At 62.7% G+C, this 20313-nt stretch carries 15 protein-coding genes; 11 read left to right on the forward strand and 4 right to left on the reverse strand.

All coding sequences use genetic code 11. The annotated features are described in order from the left end of the window. The first annotated feature begins 87 nt into the window (after positions 1-87). The 7 genes from NKH22_RS29365 to NKH22_RS29395 all read left to right on the forward strand — a co-directional run bounded on the left by NKH22_RS29365 (position 88) and on the right by NKH22_RS29395 (position 9813). Positions 88-714 carry a hypothetical protein gene (locus tag NKH22_RS29365; protein WP_352807698.1) on the forward strand — a complete coding sequence of 209 codons (627 nt, stop codon included), beginning with the start codon at positions 88-90 and terminating at the stop codon, positions 712-714. A gap of 393 nt (positions 715-1107) precedes the next feature. Continuing rightward, a complete protein-coding gene (locus tag NKH22_RS29370; protein ID WP_031208806.1) occupies positions 1108-1611 on the forward strand; it encodes a hypothetical protein in 504 nt (167 codons plus the stop codon). Between the two features lie 472 nt (positions 1612-2083). Beyond that, positions 2084-2530, forward strand: a complete 447-nt coding sequence (locus NKH22_RS29375) for a hypothetical protein (protein WP_023694374.1) — start codon at positions 2084-2086, stop codon at positions 2528-2530. Between the two features lie 367 nt (positions 2531-2897). After that, on the forward strand, positions 2898-6239 hold the full coding sequence (locus NKH22_RS29380; RefSeq protein WP_352912130.1) for a M10 family metallopeptidase C-terminal domain-containing protein: 3342 nt from the start codon (positions 2898-2900) through the stop codon (positions 6237-6239). 72 nt (positions 6240-6311) lie between these two features. After that, a complete protein-coding gene (locus tag NKH22_RS29385; protein WP_023750467.1) occupies positions 6312-6734 on the forward strand; it encodes a hypothetical protein in 423 nt (140 codons plus the stop codon). A gap of 35 nt (positions 6735-6769) precedes the next feature. Then, positions 6770-8506, forward strand: a complete 1737-nt coding sequence (locus NKH22_RS29390; RefSeq protein ID WP_352807703.1) for a type I secretion system permease/ATPase — start codon at positions 6770-6772, stop codon at positions 8504-8506. Beyond that, on the forward strand, positions 8503-9813 hold the full coding sequence (locus tag NKH22_RS29395) for an HlyD family type I secretion periplasmic adaptor subunit (protein ID WP_352912132.1): 1311 nt from the start codon (positions 8503-8505) through the stop codon (positions 9811-9813). Before NKH22_RS29390 ends, NKH22_RS29395 begins: the two co-directional genes overlap by 4 nt. Positions 9814-9875: 62 nt before the next feature. On the opposite strand, the gene NKH22_RS29400 is transcribed toward NKH22_RS29395, so the two are convergent. From NKH22_RS29400 to NKH22_RS29410, 3 genes are all read right to left on the reverse strand, one after another. Next, positions 9876-11309 (reverse strand): aldehyde dehydrogenase family protein, encoded by a 1434-nt coding sequence (locus NKH22_RS29400; protein WP_352912134.1) that lies wholly within the window; start codon positions 11307-11309, stop codon positions 9876-9878. Between the two features lie 121 nt (positions 11310-11430). Further along, positions 11431-11814: an ACT domain-containing protein gene (locus tag NKH22_RS29405; RefSeq protein ID WP_023705798.1), complete on the reverse strand. Its 384-nt coding sequence runs from the start codon at positions 11812-11814 to the stop codon at positions 11431-11433. A gap of 13 nt (positions 11815-11827) precedes the next feature. Further along, positions 11828-12298 (reverse strand): GNAT family N-acetyltransferase, encoded by a 471-nt coding sequence (locus NKH22_RS29410; protein WP_352519306.1) that lies wholly within the window; start codon positions 12296-12298, stop codon positions 11828-11830. A gap of 537 nt (positions 12299-12835) precedes the next feature. Here NKH22_RS29410 and NKH22_RS29415 point away from each other — a divergent pair. Both NKH22_RS29415 and NKH22_RS29420 read left to right on the forward strand, forming a co-directional pair. Next, entirely contained in the window at positions 12836-15766 is a 2931-nt protein-coding gene (locus NKH22_RS29415; RefSeq protein WP_352912136.1) for an autotransporter domain-containing protein, read from the forward strand. A 246-nt stretch (positions 15767-16012) separates the two neighbouring features. Beyond that, positions 16013-17047 (forward strand): YeiH family protein, encoded by a 1035-nt coding sequence (locus NKH22_RS29420; protein ID WP_352912138.1) that lies wholly within the window; start codon positions 16013-16015, stop codon positions 17045-17047. On the opposite strand, the gene msrC is transcribed toward NKH22_RS29420, so the two are convergent. Continuing rightward, complete coding sequence (gene msrC, locus NKH22_RS29425; RefSeq protein ID WP_352912140.1) at positions 17044-17541, reverse strand: free L-methionine (R)-S-oxide reductase MsrC; 498 nt, start codon at positions 17539-17541, stop codon at positions 17044-17046. The two genes, NKH22_RS29420 and msrC, sit on opposite strands and share 4 nt — an antisense overlap. Before the next feature lie 182 nt (positions 17542-17723). On the opposite strand from msrC, the gene NKH22_RS29430 reads away from it, so the two are divergent. Together NKH22_RS29430 and NKH22_RS29435 are read left to right on the forward strand one after the other, a co-directional pair. Beyond that, positions 17724-18620, forward strand: a complete 897-nt coding sequence (locus NKH22_RS29430) for a GlxA family transcriptional regulator (protein WP_352912163.1) — start codon at positions 17724-17726, stop codon at positions 18618-18620. Between the two features lie 294 nt (positions 18621-18914). Then, positions 18915-20219 carry a M24 family metallopeptidase gene (locus NKH22_RS29435; RefSeq protein WP_352912142.1) on the forward strand — a complete coding sequence of 435 codons (1305 nt, stop codon included), beginning with the start codon at positions 18915-18917 and terminating at the stop codon, positions 20217-20219. Positions 20220-20313: the final 94 nt, after the last annotated feature.

Consider the following 20313-nt stretch of genomic DNA (forward strand, 5'->3'; position numbering starts at 1 on the left):
AAGGCACCTTGCTCTCCTTGCAAAGGGCCGAAAGTGTAACCCATGTCTCCGGAATGAACTGTCACCCATCTCTCGGGAAGGGCAGTCATGCCCACTGACAGCCAGTACATCCTCGAACGCATCCGCCAGGGATGCGTGGAGTTGTCCGACGACGAGTTCGCCATCGACAGGCTGGCAAAATATGTCGGCAACGGGAGAATCCGCTGGCATGTCGAGTTCCGTGGGCATCGCATCGAGCTGACAACCGGCCAGATCAAGAAGCAGCCTACCTTTCGCAGGAAAATCCTCGAACAGGCTGGCGTTCTGCCGCCGCAGCGTGCCGGGGCCGATTACCGGCGATGGGCACTCGATCTCAGGCGGAATGCCATCGAGCTTCCCTGGCGCGACAGGCCGGTCGATGCCGGTTTTGCCATCGACAGGCTGACCAGCCACGGCGATGGGCGCTGGACGGTGGAATATCAGGGCAAGGCGATAAAATTCACGACGACGAAACTGCGCCGGCAACTCAGTTTCCGCAAACGCATGCTGGCCAAGGCTAAGGTGCTGCCGCCGGAATTGGCCCCGGCTGCCTATCGCAAGTGGATGGACTGGCTCATTCAAAACGCGACTGAGGAAGTGCCGCAGGCCGGCGAAACCTCGATCACAGAGAAAAGCTGGCTTGACGACCTGCCGGAGCTGGCCGGCTGGGAGGATGAAGCGCCGCCCGAGAATTGATTGGGTTCCAATAATCATGAAGTCGAGCGATGCTTCTCCGGAACTGCGATTGGGCAGCGGACGTTCTGGGGATACAGACCGAGATCGGAAGCCTGCCAAAACTGCCCTGCAATAACCGCGTGCCAAGCCTGATATCCTCCGGCAGGAGTGGCCGCCGCCAAAGCCAGCGGCCGGCGCCGCTCATCAAGAGATTGCCTGAGTAAGGCGCCGGCCAGGCGGGCATTGGGGTACCCGCCGATGCTACATTAGCATTCGCGCATAGATTCGATATGGCGCGAACGCGGAAGTGCCTTCACAGCAGCATTACCGCAACTTTTCCCAAGACCCCGAACCCGCAACGCTGCGATGGTTGGAACGCCCAGCGTTTCCGCGCGGCTTGCCCTTGACATAATCATGACGACGTTTCTCACCGCTCTTGCATCCGAGGGTCCGCCAGCCGACCGGGCGAAAGACATGGACCTCTATGGATGGTTGATCGGCAGCTGGGACATGGAGACGGTTCACCGCCGCACCGACGGCACAATTCAGAAATGGGATGGCGAGTGTCACTTTGGTTGGGTGCTCGAAGGCCGCGCCATTCAGGACATCTGGATCAGGCCCAGGCGCCCTGCCCCGTCCACCATGTATGGCACGACCTTGCGCGTCTTCGATCCCGGGATCGGTGGCTGGCACATTATCTGGAGCGATCCGCTCAACCAGGACTATTCGCGCCAGATCGGGCGGGCCGAAGGCAAGGACATCGTCCAGATGGGCGCCGACTCGCGCGGCCTGCAGGCGCGGTGGCGGTTCACCGAGATCACCGCCGCCAGCTTTCACTGGATCGGCGAGGAGAGACGAGCGGAGAGCGACCCCTGGCGGGTGACATATGAACACTTCGCGCGCCGGACGGGATCCTGAAGCACGCGGGCCGTTCGCTGTCAGCTTCTGGTATCAGCTGGGCATCTAGTGTCCCAGCACCTTGGCCTTGCAGGTTGGGCTGCGGTGAAAAGGATGCTTCCTCAGGCACGTGCCGATGTTGGCGTTCGGCGCACGACTCCGTTGAGTCTCAATGTCAATCTACGGTCCTCTGTCAGTCAAAACGGGGCTATCTCTACGACTTTTCATTCCATCAAACTGTGCCACGCTGATCGAGCGCTTGCGTCCGCAACAGTCTTGGGCGATGTTCCCCTTATGCCTTGGGAGGGGCTGGGGATGGAATATAGAATGCTGGCCGTCTTTACGGTCGCACTTGCGCTTGGTGGCTACCAATACAAAGCCGAACCAATGCCAATCGCTGCGTACAATCTGTATTCAAGTTATGCGAGAAACTACCTGGCAAATATTTGCTTTTCATTGATTCTACAGGCCTCAATAGGTCGATCAAACCGATATGAACTGCGCCGCTCACAGTTATCCGATCGACATGCGAGCCGGATTTTCTGGATCAGTTCGGAAGACGCTCGAGTCACTGGTCACTGAACTCGAAGTGGTTGATCAGCCAGTCGATGCCGCTGGGCTAGCCGAACGCAAAAGCCGTGGAATGATTGTAGTGAAAGGAGAGGAATTGAACGCTCGGCTTCGGGTCGTACCAGGCTTCTGGTCCGCCGGCATTGAGACTGACGTCGACCTGGTTGCCTCAATAACTGTCGATGGCCGTAAGGGTCGGCTACTCGGTTCGACGGTCGAGGGTCAAGGCAATGCTCAAGGTGATGCCGGCGTCGTTTGCGAGGGTGGCGCTAAATCGCTCACCGACTCCGCCGAAAAGGCGATGAAACAAACGGTGGGCCGTCTAGGTGAAGCTTTGACCAACTCGGAACGCGTCCGCAGCGGCATTTGAGGAACTGGAGACGATGGCGAGCCACCCGCTGCCTGATCGCTTCTCGCCGCCGAACGGCAGCCCGGCGCCCAGTCGGGATGGTTGATGCAGATACTGCCCGGTGCACCTGCGGGGAAGTACGGACATAGCCTAGCGCGATAGCGATCAGCACCAAACGAGTATCTCAAAACCCGCCGGTACAAGCGCGCCCAAGAACCTTCATATGTACTGAGCGCGAACAGAGGCTAGACAAGCGAAGATTCCAATAGCATTGTTGGCACTGGGACGGGGCTCGACCGGCAAGCGCAAACGATGCTTGTCGGTGGTTGGCAACTGCTAAACCGTACAGCCGCAATTGCCACGGCTGCGAGACCAAGGAGTCCCAAGGATGCCGAACCCAAGCCAAACCAGCGATCAATGGTGGGTCAACGACCAGACGCCGGACAACCCGTACGGCAAAAGCGAAGATTACGGGGCCTTCCTCACCTACCTTGGAGCGCTGGACCGGTCGATAACGCCGGCGATCGCGGCGGGAACGCTGAGGATCAATGTCTCCGAGCTCAATGACCATCCCGAATACAAGGCCGCCGCGATCGGCGCCTTGCAGATGTGGGCCAGTGTCACCCCGTTGAAGTTCGAAATCGTCGACAATGCACCATACAACAGCGCAACGGACTGGATGCAGGTTGTCAGCCCCGAACTGGGCGAAGAGGACGACGGCAGCGCCTATTCCAACGACCGCTATGTCAGCATCGGCCAGCGTTTCCACGACACCGAGGTCAACAAGACGGATATTGGCGGCTATGTCTTCGATTCCTTCATCCATGAATTCGGTCATGAGTTCGGCCTGAACCACCCCGGGCTCTACAATTACAGCGGCCCCGGCGGCGTACAGATCAATTATCTGAACAATGCGACCTGGACCTACGACCGTCAGCAATACAGCGTCATGTCCTATTTCGACGGGATCGATGTCGGTGAAACCAGCCGCTGGTCGGCGTCAACGCCGATGATGGCCGACATCGAGGCAGTCATCCGCCGCTTTTTCTCCACCGTCGACGAGAACGGCGTGCGCACCTATCAGCATATCGATCTCAACACGGGCGACAACGTCTACGGCTTCGGCAGTGCCGTGGATGGCTACCGGCTGACCTCGTCGGGCATGCAGCACGATATCGGTTTCGTCATCCATGACACCGGCGGAACCGACACGATCGACTTCTCCGGCTCGACGGCCGGCACGATCCTCGATTTGCGCGCCGGACAGTTCTCCAGCGTCAACGGCCACAGCAACAATGTGTCGATCTTCGCCGGGCACAACGCCGACGGCACCGACTATTACATCGAGAACGGCATCGGCAGCAGCTATGACGACGTCCTGATTGGCAATGACGGAGCCAACGTGCTGGATGGCCGCGGCGGCGGCGACCGCATGGCCGGCAATGGCGGCGACGACACCTACTTCGTCGATTCCCTCGACGACATCGTGCGCGAGGAAGCGAATGGCGGGAATGACACGGTCATTCTGCTGAACCGGAACTTGAATATCCGGAAAATCGCCAACGTCGAACACATCATCTATGCCGACGAGTCGACACTCCAGCCTGGAGACGGCGGCACCGAAACCCCGCCAATCATCGGCGACAACACGATGACCAGCGTCATCTTCGGCGACAATGGCAACAATACGCTCGACGGCGGCGCCGACGACGACACGATCTTCGGCCAAGGCGGCGATGATCTCATCATCGGCGGCCGCGACTCGCTCGCCAGCCGCGACATCAACAACACCATCGATGTCGCCGACCTTCCAGACCAGACCGAGAGCGACGACGGCAATGACACGCTCTATGGCGGCCGCGGCAACGATACGATCCTCGGCGGCCAGGGCAACGACATCCTCGACGGCGGCGACGGCGACGATACGCTGAGCGGCCAGGATGGCGTCGATATATTCAGGGGCGGCGCCGGCGTCGACACGGTCGACTTCAGCAAGGAGAGCCCCTTCCAACTGCTCGTCAACCTCGAGACGAACGTGGCCAGCGGCGGAACCGCCACGGGCGACACCTTCTACAGCATCGAGAACCTGATCGGCTCCGATGACCGCATCGACCGTTTCATCGGTACGTCGGCGGCAAATCATTTCTGGGGCCGGGGCGGCGGCGACTATTTCAACGGCGGCGGCGGCAACGACATACTGGATGGCGGCAATGACGGCGACATCCTGTACGGTGAAGCCGGCAACGACACGATCATCGGCGGCGCCGGCCAGGACTATCTGGATGGCGGCGCCGGCATCGATACGGTCGTCTACGAAGGCAGCTCCGCCGGCGTGACGATCGACCTCGCCAATGGCACGGCCAATGGCGGCGACGGCGATGGCCCGGTGCAGATCGTCGGGCGCGGCACCGTTATCCGGCACGACATCCTGGTCGGCTTCGAAAACGCCGTCGGGTCGTTCTTCGACGACCATCTCATCGGCAACGCCCAGGCCAACAAACTTTCCGGCGGCGCCGGCAACGACACGCTGACCGGCGGTGGCGGCGCCGATATATTGAATGGCGGCGCCGGCAGCGACACGGCGGACTACGCCGACGCGGCCAGCGGGCAAAACCTCAAACTGGGTGGCGGCAAATCCGGCGGCGACACCTATATCTCGATCGAAAATCTGGCTGGCTCGGGCTTCAACGATCACCTGACTGGCGATGGCGCGGCCAATGTGCTGACCGGCCAGGGCGGCGCCGACAAAATCGACGGCGGCGGCGGCGATGACACCCTGCTCGGCGATTTCGCCTATCAGGGCGATGCTCCGCCACGCCCGGGCATGGGCACCGGCTACGCCACGCTCGGACCGGACGCGACCAACAATTCGGTCTCGACCGCCTTCGACATCTCGAACAACTTCTCGCTGACCGCCGACCCCGACATCTTCGATTCGACGACCACCCTTCACACCACCGTCAATGCCACCGGAAACGGCTTGGGCGGATATTACAGCATCAACCTGGCGGCCGGCACGATCATCACCATCGACATCGATGGCATTGCCGACCCCAATGTCCATGACAGCATCGTCAGGGTGCTGGACAGCGATGGCAATATCGTCGCCCAGAACGACGATGGCGGCAACGACCCCGGCTCCAACAACGGCCGCGATTCGAGCACCAGCTTCATCGTTCAGGAAACCGGAACCTACTATATTGTGGAGGGCGAATGGTCGGACTCGGCTCCTGGCGATGGCTGGGTCGAATCCGTGCCGGAGGGCTCGACTTACAAGCTGAACGTGTCGGTCGAATTCCCGCCGGCACCAGCTCAGCCGGGCGTTGCGGGCGCCGATACGCTCAACGGCGGCGGCGGCAGCGACCTTTTGGATGGCGGGCTGGCTGCCGATACGCTGACCGGCGGCGCCGGGGACGACTATTTCCGCTTCTCGACAGAACTCGGGAACGGCAATATCGACTGGATCAAGGACTTCAAGGTCGCCGACGATACGATCCTGCTGGACAACCTCATCTTTGCCAGCGTTGGCGGCGACGGCGCCCTCGCTTTGGGCTCATTCTACACGAGCGCAGCCGGCGCTGCTCATGATGCCGACGACCGCATCATCTACGACACCGACAGTGGAATATTGTCTTACGACGCCGATGGTTCCGGACAGGGAGCAGCCGTTCAGTTTGCACACCTGAACACAAATCTGGATCTTTCGGCTGCAGACTTCATCGTCATCTAACGCGTTGCCGGGAGGGGTGCCGTCAGGCTGCCCTCCCGCATACCCCAGCGCAGTGAAAAGGGAGAGGACGCGATGACTGACCGCCGCACGGTGTTAATGGCCGCCGGAGTTGCGGCAGTCGCCGCGGCCACCGGGGCAGCGGCAGCGCAATCGCCAGATATTCGCGCGCCAGATATTCGCGCAACAGATATTCGCGGCGCCGTCACCTTTGTGGGCGGCAAGGCTATCCCGGAAGGTCATCTCGAGATCTATCTTGAGGATTCCGCCATTCAGGACAGTGGGCGACGCCGCGCCGCCAAAACCAGCCTCAAGAGCGAGGGCGGCTCAAAGACGATAGAATTTTCCTTGCCCCTGCCCGCAAGCTCGACCGCTTCACCAACGCTGCAGGTCGTTGCGCGCCTGGAGCGTGCGGACGGCTGGCTGGTGGCGCGGGGCAGCGCGCAGTTCCAGGCCGGCTTGCCCGTCCATGTCACACTCAAGGCAGTTATCTATTGAAGGGACGAGATGCCATATCCTGATTGCGAGCCTGCATGCAGCTGACGCCATCGACGCCGCTTACGCTGGTCGGAATCCTGGCGTCCTTTCGACGTGCGTTTTCGGGCATCGTACTGATGAGCGGGGTCGTCAACGTGCTGACCCTGACCGGCTCGTTCTTCATGTTGCAAGTCTATGACCGCGTCGTTCCGGGTCGCAGCGTGCCGACGCTGGTCGGCCTGGCGGTGCTTGCGGGAACATTGTTCGTGTTTCAGGGAGTGCTGGAGCTGATCCGCTCTCGCCTCATGGTGCGGCTGGGACAGGGGTTGGACGCAAAGCTGAGCCCGTCGGTCTATTCGGCGCTGATGCGCCTGCCGCTGCGCGCCAAGCCTTCCGGCGACGGGCTGCAACCCCTACGGGATCTCGATCAGGTCCGCTCCTTTATCGGCAGTGCCGGACCGACCGCTTTGTTCGACCTGCCATGGATGCCGCTCTATATCGGCATCTGTTTCATTTTTCATTTCTGGATCGGCGTTACCGCGCTTGCCGGCGCCGTTGTCCTGTTTGCACTGACGCTTCTGGCCGAGTTCCGGACCCGCGGCCCGACAAGGATCGCCGGACAGCACGCGGCCGTCCGCAGCACGTTGGCCGAGGCGACAAGGCGCAATGCCGAAGCCATGCAGGCCATGGGTTTTGGCGGGCGTATCGCCGAGCGGTGGTCTGCCGTCAATGCCGAGTACCTGAACGCCCATGCGGCAGCCAGCGATGTCGCGGGAACGCTTGGCACGATTTCCAAGATCCTGCGGTTGATGCTGCAATCGGCAATGCTGGCGATCGGCGCTTATCTGGTCATCAAGCAAGAGGCGACCGGCGGCATCATGATCGCAAGCTCGATCATGATGGGCAGGGCGCTGGCTCCGATCGAACTGGCGATAGCGCATTGGAAGGGTTTCATTTCGGCGCGGCAAAGCTGGGCACGCCTGAAGCAGCTTCTGTCCGCGCTGCCGGAAGGCGCAACCGGCGTGACCCTGCCCGCGCCTGTCAGCGCGCTGGCGGTCGAGAATGTCAGTGTCGCGCCGCCGGGCGAACGCACGCCGGTGGTGTGGGATGCAAGTTTTTCACTGGCCAGGGGAGCGGGCCTGGGGGTCATCGGCCCGAGTGCTTCCGGCAAATCATCGCTGGTGCGTACGCTTGCAGGTGTCTGGCTGCCGGCGCGCGGCGCCGTGCGGCTGGACGGCGCGACGCTTGACCAGTGGCCGGCCGACGAGTTGGGCAAACATATCGGCTATCTGCCGCAGGATGTGCAGTTGTTCGACGGAACGATCGCGCAGAACATCGCCCGCTTCGACCCGGATGCGTCGTCCGACATGGTGCTTGCGGCAGCCAAGGCCGCCGGCGTGCATGATCTCGTCGTGCATCTGGCCGACGGTTACGACACAAAGGTTGGCGAAGCCGGCGCCTCGCTGTCGGCGGGGCAACGCCAGCGTGTCGCCCTTGCCCGCTCTCTTTATGGCGATCCCTTCCTGGTCATCCTGGACGAGCCGAATTCCAATCTCGACTCAGAGGGTGAAGTGGCCTTGTCCGCCGCCATCCAGGGCATCAGGGACCGCGGCGGCATCGTTATCGTCGTCGCGCACCGATCCAGTGTGCTGGCCAATGTCGACACCGTGCTGGTGATGGCCAATGGCCATGTGCAGGCCTTCGGTCCGAAGGATGAGGTGCTGAACAAGGTCTTCCGATCGGCGGCACCGCTCAAGGTCGTTGCCGCCACGGAGAGAGGCGTTCCTGCATGAGCGAGGACAGATCCGCTTTGCATCATCGGCAGGTCCGCCGCTATCTCGTGGCTGGCGTTGCTACCTGTCTGCTGCTTGTCGGAGGTGTTGGCGGCCTGGCGGCAGTGACCAAGATGTCGGGTGCGGTGATCGCAGCTGGCCGGCTGGTGGTCGATTCCAATGTAAAGAAAGTTCAGCATCCGACGGGCGGCGTGGTCGGCGAGATCAGGGTGCGTGAAGGCGACCGGGTCAAGGCGGGCGATATTCTGGTGCGGCTGGATGAAACGACAACACGCGCCAATCTGGCGATCGTCTCAAAAGGTCTGGATGAGTTTTATGCACGGTTGGCGCGCCTGGAGGCGGAGCGTGACGGCAAGGACACGATCAGCTTTCCGGACGTTTTGACATCGCGGCGCGACGAAGCCGGTGTCGCCGCATCGATGGCCGGAGAACAATCGCTGTTCGATTTCCGGCACCAGGCGCGGTCTGGCCAGCGATCGCAATTGCGCGAACGGATCGCGCAGTTGAAGCAGGAGAGTGCCGGCCTGACCGAGCAGCTGCAGGCGAAACGCCGCGAGATCGAGCTGATCCAGATCGAGCTGGAAGGTGTGCGGTCGCTCTGGCATCGCAAGCTGATAGGAATCGACCGCATGACGTCGCTGGAACGGGACGCGGTGCGGCTCGAAGGCGAGCATGGCCAGTTGACCGCGGGAATTGCCCAGGTGAAAGGCAAGGCGTCCGAGATCGAACTGCAGATCATCCAGATCGACCAGGATCTTCGCAGCGAGGTCGCGACCGATTTACGCGATACCCAGGGAAAGATCTCCGAGTTCGTCGAACGCAAGGTAGCGGCCGAGGACCAGTTGAAGCGCATCGATCTGCGCAGCCCGCAGGATGGCGTGGTGCTGCAGTTGGCGGTGCATACGATCGGCGGGGTCATCACCCCCGGCGAACAGGTGATGCAGATCGTACCGGTGACGGACGGCCTGACCGTTGAAGCGCATATCGCACCCCAGGATATCGACCAGGTGACGATGGGCCAGAATGCGATTTTGCGCCTGTCGGCGTTCAATCGGCAAACCACGCCGGAGCTGACCGGGACGCTGTCGCGGATCTCGGCCGATCTCACCATCGAAGAGCGCACCGGAGCAGCCTTCTATGTGGCGCGGGTGACGCTGCCCAAAACCGAGGTCGCCAAGCTGCGCGGGCTGGCGCTGGCGCCAGGCATGCCGGCCGAAGTGTTCTTCCCGATGGGCGACCGGACGATGCTTTCCTATCTGGTGAAGCCGCTGTCGGATCAGATCCAGAAAGCTTTCCGGGAAGAGTGAAGCCGCACCTTTAAGAGCTGAAGCCTCGAGACCGGCTGGTTGCCGGTCCCCAAGGGTTAGGCCTACTCCGCCGCCTCGTAGCCGGCGATGCCCTTGATCTCGAGGAAATCCTCGAGCCCGTATTCGGCGTATTCGCGGCCGTTGCCGGATTGCTTGTAGCCGCCGAAAGGCAGGCCGGCGTCCCATTGCGGATAGTTGATGTAGACAGTGCCGGTGCGCATGCGGGCGGCGACTTCGCGGGCCTTCTCGATATCCTTGGCCTGGATGTAGGACGCCAGCCCATAGACAGTGTCGTTGGCGGTGCCGATCGCCTCTTCCACGGTGTCGTAAGGCATGATCGCCAGCACCGGCCCGAAGATTTCCTCGCGCGCGATGCGCATATCTGATGTGACGTCGGCGAACACGGTGGGGCGGACATAGTAGCCGCGGTTGAGCTCGGCCGGACGCCCCGGTCCACCCGCGACCAGCGTGGCGCCTTCATCTATGCCGGCCTGGATCAGGTCCTGGATCTTGTCGAACTGGATCTGGCTGACCACCGGGCCGAGCTTGGTGCCGGCCGCATCGGCCGGGCCGACGGTCAATTTTTCCGCCGCCGTCTTGGCGTAGACGGTGGCCTCGTCGTGACGGTCGCGCGGCACGAACATGCGGGTCGGCGCATTGCAGGACTGGCCCGAGTTGCTGAAGCAGCCGGCGACGCCCTTGCCGACGGCCTTTTCAAGATCGACATCGGGAAACAGGATGTTGGCCGACTTGCCGCCAAGCTCCTGATGCACGCGCTTGACCGTGTCGGCGGCCGCCTTGGCGACCAGGATGCCGGCGCGGGTCGAACCGGTGAACGACATCATGTCGACATCGGGATGGCTGGACAGCGCCTGGCCGACGCCCGGGCCGTCGCCATTGACGAGGTTGAAGACGCCCTTGGGAACGCCTGCCTCGTCGATGATTTCGGCGAAGATAATGGCGTCGAGCGGGGCGATTTCGGACGGCTTCAGCACCATTGTGCAGCCGGCGGCGAGCGCCGGACCGACCTTGCAGGTAATCTGGTTCAGCGGCCAGTTCCACGGCGTGATCAGGCCGACGACGCCGATCGGCTCCTTGACGATCAGCGACGAGCCCTTGACGTGGCGGAATTCGAACGACTTCAACACCTCGGCCATCTTCTGCAGATGCGCGAGGCCGACGCCGACCTGGCTGTCCAGCGCGAACTGGCGCGGCGCGCCCATTTCGCGCGACACGGCCAGCGCCAGATCGGCGCTGCGCTTCTTGTAGACCTCGATTATGCGGTTGAGGATATCGAGGCGCTCCTCGACCGAAGTGAAGCCGAATGTCTCGAAGGCGCGCTTGGCGGCCGCAACCGCCTTGTCGACATCGGCCTTTGAGCCGAGCGAAATCTGCGCGAAAGCATCTTCGTTTGACGGGTCGATGACGTCGAGTGTGCCGGGCACGACAGGATCGACCCACACGCCGTCAATATAGAACTGCAGATTGTGTGACATGGGCTTCTCCTCGGGGGATTTCTGATTGATGGGGGGCGATCGCCGGATCGTCGTATCGGCTCAGGAATAACGATGGGGCAAGAGCGATGTCAAACGCAAGGGCGGGCGATTGAGCCGACGGCTACAGAAGCGTGTGCCCCGCCGCGACCAGAAGCCCCCTTGCCGCGGCTTCATCCTTGGCTTTGACGAGCAGATGGTCACCATCGAAGGTGGATACCAGAAAAATGCCGAGTTCGCTTTCCGACAATGGCTTTATCACCGACAGGACGATGCCGGTTTCGTCGAAGGCAAAGGGACCTTGGAGTTTCAGGGCGACCCAGTCCCTGTCATGCTTCACCCCGTCCGGCACCCGATCCTGCAGGCAGACGACCGAAAGCTCGTCCTCTGTCCTGGTGATGCTGACGAAGCCCGGCCCGTCCGCCCAGCCGGGAATGCTGTCTTTTGCTTCGAGGCGCGAAACCGCATACCGCCCCGTGAGCGGCTTCAACCGGACCCTGACTGCCATCCGATCCTCCCTGTTATCGGCCATCACCCAGTTTCTTGCTCATATAGACCGTCATGCCGTTCATGAACGGCTCCTCCCGGTTGATCGTATAGCCATGCCGTTTGTACAACAACACATTGGCCATGAAGGCGCCGTTGGTCAGCAGGCGCAGCTCGAAGCAGCTGGCCTCCAGCGCCTTCTGCTCCGCCCGTTCCAGCAACAGCCGGCCGATGCCCCTGCCCTGCGCCTGTGGCGCGACGCAGACATTCTCGATCCAGAGATGATCGTCGGCCAGGATGGTCTCGATCATGCCGACGATGCGGCCATTTTCGATGGCGAGATCGAACGGATGTTCGGCGACCGCCTTGTCATAGTCGGCGCGCATCGGCAGCGGCTCGCGGCCGATCAGAGGCACCCATTTGGCATAGGCGGCACGCACAATGTCCCTGATGGCGGCAGCGTCCGCCGGTTGGGCCGGCCGAAACAGGATGGAAGAATTGGACATGGCAAAGGCTCCAGACATGAAAACCCCGCCGGCAGACGTCGCGGGCGGGGCTGGAACGAACGAACCGGAATTTTATTGGGCCGGTCCTTTTCGTCGCGCAAACAGCTTGCCGCGCTGCGTGGTGCAGGAACGGCGTCGCTTGGCGATGGCGAACGAGAAAACGAACATGACGCCACGCTGGAGCAGGAAGCGCGGCGCTGTCAAGATTTTGGCGTTGGCCCAGCCTCCGAGTTGACCCGCGCGGCTAGAGCGGGCGGCGCCGGCAAGGCCATAAGTGTACTGCCAGGCAACGCCAGTCTTCACCTTGCGCGGTGGTTGCTCGCCTAAACTGCTGCGCCGTCGAGTAGGGCTCTCGTACGCGTACAAAAAAACAGCAACAGCTAATATTGTTGGACATTCAACCTACCATTGGTTCAAATTTCTATTTGATCTAATCTTGGCATCATAATATAAGCGGAGAAGCACTGGACGGGCTGACGGGGGGGCGCCATGCATCGAGGGCTGGCAAAGCGTACAATCTCACGTTTGTTAGGCGCGATGACGGTCGTCTACGCGCTCGCGGGCACGACGTCAGCGCTCGGGCAGTCTTGTAGTCCCACACAGACAGCTCATGCTTTTAGCTTTACTGGCGGCGACCAGTCCATCTCGGTTCCTGGCAACACCCATTCCGCCACAGTATACCTCAAGGGAGCGCAAGGCGGGGTTGGCAAGAGCGGCGCCGGCACCATCGGGGGCAGCCCATTGAGCCCAGGCGGCGCCGGCGGGCTCGGCGGCCAGGTGAGCGGTTCCTTGACTGTCGCGCCGGGTGACATCCTTTCTGTCGGCGTTGGCGGCCGTGGCTCGCTCGCGGTCAATCCCGGTGGCGCGAGCGGTACTCCCGACGGCGGCAATGGTGGCGGGGCGACCGACCTGCGGCTGGGCGGAACCCGGCTGGCAATTGCTGGCGGCGGTGGCGGCGGTGGCAACGGGGGCTGGCACACTACAAATTCGATAGCTGGTGGCGCCGGTGGCAAGAGCGGGGGATCCGGCTCGGCAGGAACCGATGTTTCGGGCGGCCTTGGCCCCTTTGGCGGTGAAGGTGGCACTGTAGGTGCCGGTGGCGCGATCGGCGCTGGGTGCGATAGTTTTCCTGGCACGGCCGGTCAGACAAATGGCCAAGGCGGAACTGCACGAAATTTCTCAGGGTCTTTCCTGGGCGCCGGATATGCTGGTGGCGGCGGTGGCGGGGCTACTGTCGGCGGCGGTGGTGGCGGCGCAGGCGTCGGCACGACCTCGTGCCAGCAGAACTGGAACGGCGCCGGCGGCGGCGGCGGCGGCGGATCATCGGATGCCGGCTCGCTGCAATCGGCTGCGGTGGCGGAAGGCGTCAATTCAGGCGATGGGTCCGCATTGATCTGTTTTGATGAGCCGCTCTATGTGATCAGCGGCACGGCGAGCGGTCAGACCGGGACGGTGAGTTTGAAATTGACATCAAGCTCGCCGGCAGGGACGCAAACCAGGGACGTGAATGTCGGCGATACCACCTTTGCCTTTGCGGATGGCCTGCTGACCGGCTCCAACTGGAGCGTTGAGGTTACTGCCAAGCCGGCCGACCAGACATGCACGGTCACGACGGCCTCGGGCACGGTGGCGGGAGCCGACGTGACCAATCTTGTCCTGTCCTGCACCACGGTGACGGTGGAGTTTTCGCCGGCAACATTGCCGAATGCACATATTGGCACGCCGTACAGCCAGACCATCACCGCAAGCAGCCCCAATGGCGGCGCCGCACCCTACACCTTCACCGTGGTTTCCGGCTCGGTGCCTCCCGGCCTCGCACTCTCGCCTGGGGGTACACTGGCTGGCACACCCACTGTCGCGGCCAATTACGATTTTACGGTGCGGGCCACGGACAGCAACGGCTTTACCGGCCAACGTGACTACACTGTGGTCGTCGAGATCCACTTGCCGTCGGCACAGGACCACACGCTGGACGTGATGGCCGGAACGACCGGGTCCCTCGACCTGACGCAAGGGGCTACGAATGGGCCGTTTACCAGCGCCACGATTGCCTCGCCGCCGCCGAGCGAAGCGGGCACGGCTTCCATTGTGCCCGATGGCGGCGCTTATATCCTGCAGTTTGCCGCGGCAGCCACCTTTGCCGGCACAACCAGCCTGACCTACACGCTCTCGAATGCCGACGGAACGTCACCTCCGGCAACCGTGACCATCAACGTCACGGCACGGCCCGACCCCTCCCGCGATCCGGAAGTGATCGGCCTGATTCGGGCACAGGTGGAGGCGGCAAAGCACTTCGCCGACATTCAGATCCAGGGATTTGGACAGAGGCTGGAACAGCTCCACAATGAGGGCGACCAGCGCCACAATTCGATAGGCCTCAGCGTTGCCGTCCAGCAATCGTCGGACAATCCCGACGCATACGCTCAGCAGCAGAATGCGGCGAACGATCCGGCGCTCGCCGCAATCGCCACGGCATCGTCGCAGTCCACTTACGGAGCGCCCAATCCGGAGCGCATTCAGCCCAACGCCAACGCAAAGCAGGACAGGACTTCGACCGGCGCGTCGCCGATCAAGACCGGACAGTCTTCAACTGGCACGGACGTGGACACCCAGACGTCGTCACTGCCGGCCGAGAACCCATTTGGCGAACTGGCCTTCTGGAGCGGCGGCTACGTCAATTTCGGCACCGATGACGATGGAGCCATCAAGCTCGACCATACGCTGGTCGGCGTGAGCGTCGGTGCCGACTACCGCTTTTCCCCGACCTTCACCGCCGGTCTCGGGTTTGGCTATGGCCATGACGTCACCGACGTCGGGAGCAACGGCACCGAAAGCCGCGCCCATGCCATCTCGGTCGCCGCCTATAGCAGCTACCGCCCGGCGCCAGGTTTTTTTGTCGATGGCCTTGCCGGCTATGGCGCCCTCAATTTCGACAGTGAGCGCTATGTGACCGATACCGGCGATTTCGCGTCTGGAACGCGCGACGGAAGCCAGGTCTTCGGGTCGCTGACGGCGGGCTACGAATTTCGCCGGCCGGACTCTCTGATATCACCCTATGGACGTCTGTCGGGGTCCCACTCCACGCTTGGCGGCTTCACCGAGACGGGTGGCGACATCTATAATCTGACCTTCGGCAAGCAGACCGTCGACACGCTGTCGGGCACCCTTGGCCTGCGCATCGAGAACAACATTCCTACCAGCTGGGGTCTGCTCACACCGCGCGCGCGCTTTGAGTATACGCACGACTTTGCCGGCTCCAGCCGCGTCAGCCTCGGCTATGCCGATATCGGCACCACGCCCTACGCGCTGGACGCAGATGCCTTTTCCAACGACTATTTGTCAATCGGGCTCGGCGTCGATGCGCAAATCGGCGGTATTGCCTTCGGGCTGAACTACAGCACCGCGGTCGGCAGCAACGGCGACAGCCAGGACCATACGATCGCCGCGCGAATTGGGATGAAATACTAGGGCATGATCCCAAAAAGTGGGGTTAGATCGTGATGGGAATTCATCATGATCTAGGGGGGCTCCAGGTTTCGCCCGGCCGCTCTCTCATTCTGACCTCGGCCGCCCTAAACGTTCACAAAAATCGATCATTCCAACAAGAACAATTCGTTGGAAAGATCGATTCTGGAATGACATTCTCCTGAGGTACTTGCCTGGAGAATTGCATTGTCTGCCGCCGCCCAGCTAGCGAATGATATTCCGATCAGCATGATTTCCGCCGACCTGGCCGTGGGCCGGAAGCGGCTCGATTCCGTGTGGAATGGCGTCATGCCCGGTATCGTGCTGGTGGCGATGATCACGGGGGTGGCCTTCTCGGCTCATAATGTCTCCGGCTTCGCGCTGTTCAGCCCGATGATCCTCGCCGTCGTCGCCGGCCTGATCTATTCCAACGTGCTCGGCACCCCCGCCCACGCCAAGGCCGGCATCGCCTTCTCGCAGAAGCGCCTGCTGCGCTTTGCCATCGTGCTGCTCGGCTTTCAGCTGACGCTCGGCCAGGTCGTCTCCATCGGCGCCGGCGGCGTCGGCATCGTGGCGCTGACCCTTGGAGCGACCTTCGTCTTCACCATTACGCTTGGCCGGCTGATCGGCGTCGACGCCAAGCTGGCGCAGCTGATTGCCGCCGGCACCTCGATCTGCGGCGCTTCGGCGATCGTTGCCACCAACATCGTCACCGATGCGCGCGACGAGGACGTCACTTATGCCGTCGCCTCGATCACGCTGTTCGGCACCGTCGCCATGCTCGGCTTTCCGCTGCTGGCGCCGGTGCTCGGCCTCGAGCAGCACGCATTCGGCCTGTGGGCCGGCGCCTCGATCCACGAGGTGGCACAGGTCATCGGCGCCGGCTTCCAGAACGGCGCCCAGTCCGGCGAGATCGCCACCGTCGCCAAGCTGACCCGTGTCGCCATGCTGGCGCCGATGGTCATCGCGCTCGGCCTGATGGCGCGCCGCAAGACGAGCAGCGACCGGTCAAGCGATCAATCGGCGGCGCGGCCGCCGATGCCGTGGTTCGTCGCGGCTTTCGTCGCCGTCGTGGCGCTGAACAGCCTGGTCACCGTGCCGGCCGAAGTGAAGTCGGCAATGGCGCTCGGCACCACCATCATGCTGACCATGGGGCTCGCCGCCATGGGCCTGCAGGCCAACATTTCGCAGCTGCGCTCGCGCGGCCTGCGCCCGCTGGCGCTCGCCTTCTGCGCCTTCCTGTTCATCGGCGGCTTCAGTCTGATGCTGGTGAAGTTCGCTTAGTCCTCGAACGAACTCGCCGCGACATAGATCGCGGCAAGCGCCTCGATGCCGGCTTGGTCGTCCTTGTCGAAGCGGCCGGGCGTCGGGCTGTCGAGGTCGATCAGGCCGAAGACGCCGTCATTGTCCCTGAGCAGCACGACCAGTTCCGAGCGCGAGTCGGCGTCGCAGGCGATATGGCCGGCAAATTCGTGCACATCCTTGACCAACATCGACATTTCGAGGTCGATCGCGGTGCCGCACACGCCCTTGCCGACGGCGATGCGCACGCAGGCCGGCTTGCCCTGGAACGGCCCAAGCACCAGCTCCTCGTCGGAGGCCAGGAAATAGAAGCCGGCCCAATTGAGGTCGGGCACCATCTGGAAGATCAGCGCCGACGTGTTGGCGGCATTGGCGATCGAGTCGCTCTCGCCCTCCAGCAGCGCCTTCAACTGGGTGGCCAGTTCGCGGTAGAAGGCTGGCTTGTCGGAGCTGTCGATGGTCTGGGCCGCAAACATGGTTCGTCTCCGTTGCCGGCGGGCAAAAAAGCCCGCTATATCTCCTGTCTGCCACCAATGACGCGCCTGGGAAATACACAATTGTGAATACCGACCGTGCCAGCCAGACACACCACCGCGCGCAACCGGCAGCGCATGAAGGCCCCCTCACCTTCGCCGTGCTGGTGTTTCCCGGCTTTCCGATGATGGCGTTCAGTTCGGTGATCGAGCCGCTGCGCGCCGCTAATGTGCTGGCCAAACGGGATTGTTACCGCTGGGTGATCGTCGGCGCCGACCAGGGCACGGTCGAGGCGTCCAATGGGGTTGTCATACAACCGGGATTCTCAGCTTCTGGCGCGCCGAAGGTCGACCGCATCGTCGTCTGCTCGGGCGGCAATGCCGACCTCGTCGTAGCCGACGATGCGGTTGCCTGGATGCGCAAGAGCCTGCGGGCCGGCGCCCATATCGGCGCGGTGGCCGACGCCGCCTTCTTCCTCGCCAGGGCCGGCCTGCTCGACGGCCATGCCTGCACCTTGCACTGGACCAGCCAGGCCGCCTTCACCGAGGCATTCCCGGATATCGAGCTCCGGCGCGATCTCTACGTCATCGACCGCAAGCGCTTCACCTCGGCCGGCGGTGTCGGCAGCCTCGACATGATGCTGGAGATCATCACCAACGACTATGGCGGCGAGCTCGCCGCCGGCGTCGCCGAATGGTTCGTGCACAGCCCCTTGCGCTCGAGTGTCGACCGCAAGCTGATGCCGCTGCGGCTGCGGACCGGCGTCCAGAACGAGCTGGTGCTGTCGGCCATTGCCATCATGGAGGATGCGGTCGAGGAACGGCTCGGCATGACGCAACTGGCGGCAAGGCTCGGCGTCTCCTCCGACAAGCTGGAGCGCAATTTCCGCACCGAGCTCAGCATTTCGCCTAATGGCTACTACCGGCGGCTTCGGCTGCGGCGTGCCGCCGACCTTTTGGCGCATTCGACGCTGATGGTGCGCGACGTGGCACTGGCCTGCGGCTTCGCCTCGATGTCGAGCTTTGCCCGGGCTTTTCGGGAGGAGCATGGGCATGCGCCGAAGGCGATGCGGCGGCATTAGGGGGGCGCTTATCGCCCACGTCGAGTTCCCGCCCACCCCCCTCTGCGCTGCCGGGCATCTCCCCCTCAAGGGGGGAGATCAAGCGCTCGCCTGCTTTCGCCAATCACCAACGCTGAGGGTGCTGACGCGGCCAGCGAAGCTGCTGATCTCCCTCCTTGCGGGGGAGATGGCCGGCAGGCCAGAGGGGGGTGCTGTCCCGCCAGCGTTCTGCGGCATTTCGCACGACATTTGCGGGATTGCGCACAGCCTTTACCCAATGCCGAGCTATGTTCGAGCCTTTCAGGAGGCGCACCCATGAGCATCGTCGTATTCGACCCCGACAGCACCGAGGATGTGGACTTCAAGGACCGCATGCGCCACCCGGCCGCGGCTGACTCTGCCGGCGGCATGTGGCTTTCGGACACCGAGCCGTCCTTCATCGATGCCGACGCGCTGCGCAAGGGCAGGCTGGCCAAGCTGCGCGGCTGGATGCGCGAGGCCGGCTATGGCGGCGTCGTGCTGTTCGACCCTTACAACCAGCGCTATGCCACCGGCTCGCGCAACATGTTCGGCTATTTCCTGCGCAACTCGACGCGGTATTTCTTCATCCCGACCGACGGGCCGATCGTGCTGTTCGAATATCCGCAGAGCTACCACGTCTCGATGGTGCTCGACACGATCGACGAGGCGCGCCCGTCCAAGCTGGTATGGTCTTCGGTGTCGGGCCGCGACGACGAGACGGCCGGCCCCTTCGCCGACGAGATCGCCGAGCTCCTGAAGAAGCACGGCGGCGGCTCGATGAAGCTCGGGCTCGACCGCTGCAGCCATCTGCAGGCGCTGGCCTTGGAAAAGCGCGGCTGCGAGGTCAGGGATTGCCAGGGCGAAATCCTGGCTGTGCGGGCGGTGAAAACACCCGAGGAAGTAAAATGCCTGCAGGTGTCGATGGCCGGCGCGGAAGCCGCTGTTTATGCCGTGCGCGAGGCGATCAAGCCCGGCGTCTCCGAAAACGATCTGTTCGCCATCATGTATGGCGAGGTGATCCGCCAGGGCGGCGAGTTCATCGAGACGAGGCTGCTCACCTCGGGACAGCGCACCAATCCCTGGTTCAACGAGGCCAGCGGCCGCAAGATCCGGCCGGGCGAGCTTCTGGCGCTCGATACGGACACGATCGGCTGCTATGGCTATTATTCCGATTTTTCGCGCACCTTCCGCTGCGGGCCGGGCAAGCCGACCGGCTATCAGAAATCGCTTTACCGCATGGCACACGACCAGGTTCAGCACAACATTTCGATCGTCAGGCCGGGCATGGCTTTTCGCGAGATCGCCGAAAGAGCGTGGAAAATCCCGGACCGCTTCGTCGACCAGCGCTATACCTCGGTGATGCACGGCGTCGGCATGCATGGCGAGACGCCGTTCATAGCGCACGCCATGGACTATGAAACCTACGGCCGCGACGGTGTTGTCGTGCCCGGCATGGTGGTGAGCGTGGAAAGCTATATCGGCGAGAAAGGCGGCCGCGAGGGCGTCAAGCTGGAGGACGAGATCCTGATCACCGACACCGGCACCGAGCTTCTGTCGCGCTTTCCCTATGAGGATGAGTTTCTGGAGAAACAGGTTTGATGGTCGTTTCGCATCCCTTGGCAACCAGCGCGAACGCCAATCCCGTCGTCATCCTAGGGCGAAGCAAGGAGCGCAGCGACGCGGCGCAGACCCT

This window comes from Mesorhizobium sp. M1252 (assembly GCF_040318265.1).
Taxonomy (GTDB): Bacteria; Pseudomonadota; Alphaproteobacteria; order Rhizobiales; family Rhizobiaceae; genus Mesorhizobium.

What these genes read in the sequence shown, in the direction of transcription:
- NKH22_RS29365 (WP_352807698.1), top strand. Translation starts at nt 88, where the DNA reads ATGCCCACTGACAGCCAGTACATCCTCGAACGCATCCGCCAGGGATGC.
- NKH22_RS29370 (WP_031208806.1), top strand. Translation starts at nt 1,108, where the DNA reads ATGACGACGTTTCTCACCGCTCTTGCATCCGAGGGTCCGCCAGCCGAC.
- NKH22_RS29375 (WP_023694374.1), top strand. Translation starts at nt 2,084, where the DNA reads ATGAACTGCGCCGCTCACAGTTATCCGATCGACATGCGAGCCGGATTT.
- NKH22_RS29380 (WP_352912130.1), top strand. Translation starts at nt 2,898, where the DNA reads ATGCCGAACCCAAGCCAAACCAGCGATCAATGGTGGGTCAACGACCAG.
- NKH22_RS29385 (WP_023750467.1), top strand. Translation starts at nt 6,312, where the DNA reads ATGACTGACCGCCGCACGGTGTTAATGGCCGCCGGAGTTGCGGCAGTC.
- NKH22_RS29390 (WP_352807703.1), top strand. Translation starts at nt 6,770, where the DNA reads ATGCAGCTGACGCCATCGACGCCGCTTACGCTGGTCGGAATCCTGGCG.
- NKH22_RS29395 (WP_352912132.1), top strand. Translation starts at nt 8,503, where the DNA reads ATGAGCGAGGACAGATCCGCTTTGCATCATCGGCAGGTCCGCCGCTAT.
- NKH22_RS29400 (WP_352912134.1), bottom strand. Translation starts at nt 11,309, where the DNA reads ATGTCACACAATCTGCAGTTCTATATTGACGGCGTGTGGGTCGATCCT.
- NKH22_RS29405 (WP_023705798.1), bottom strand. Translation starts at nt 11,814, where the DNA reads ATGGCAGTCAGGGTCCGGTTGAAGCCGCTCACGGGGCGGTATGCGGTT.
- NKH22_RS29410 (WP_352519306.1), bottom strand. Translation starts at nt 12,298, where the DNA reads ATGTCCAATTCTTCCATCCTGTTTCGGCCGGCCCAACCGGCGGACGCT.
- NKH22_RS29415 (WP_352912136.1), top strand. Translation starts at nt 12,836, where the DNA reads ATGACGGTCGTCTACGCGCTCGCGGGCACGACGTCAGCGCTCGGGCAG.
- NKH22_RS29420 (WP_352912138.1), top strand. Translation starts at nt 16,013, where the DNA reads ATGATTTCCGCCGACCTGGCCGTGGGCCGGAAGCGGCTCGATTCCGTG.
- msrC (WP_352912140.1), bottom strand. Translation starts at nt 17,541, where the DNA reads ATGTTTGCGGCCCAGACCATCGACAGCTCCGACAAGCCAGCCTTCTAC.
- NKH22_RS29430 (WP_352912163.1), top strand. Translation starts at nt 17,724, where the DNA reads ATGATGGCGTTCAGTTCGGTGATCGAGCCGCTGCGCGCCGCTAATGTG.
- NKH22_RS29435 (WP_352912142.1), top strand. Translation starts at nt 18,915, where the DNA reads ATGAGCATCGTCGTATTCGACCCCGACAGCACCGAGGATGTGGACTTC.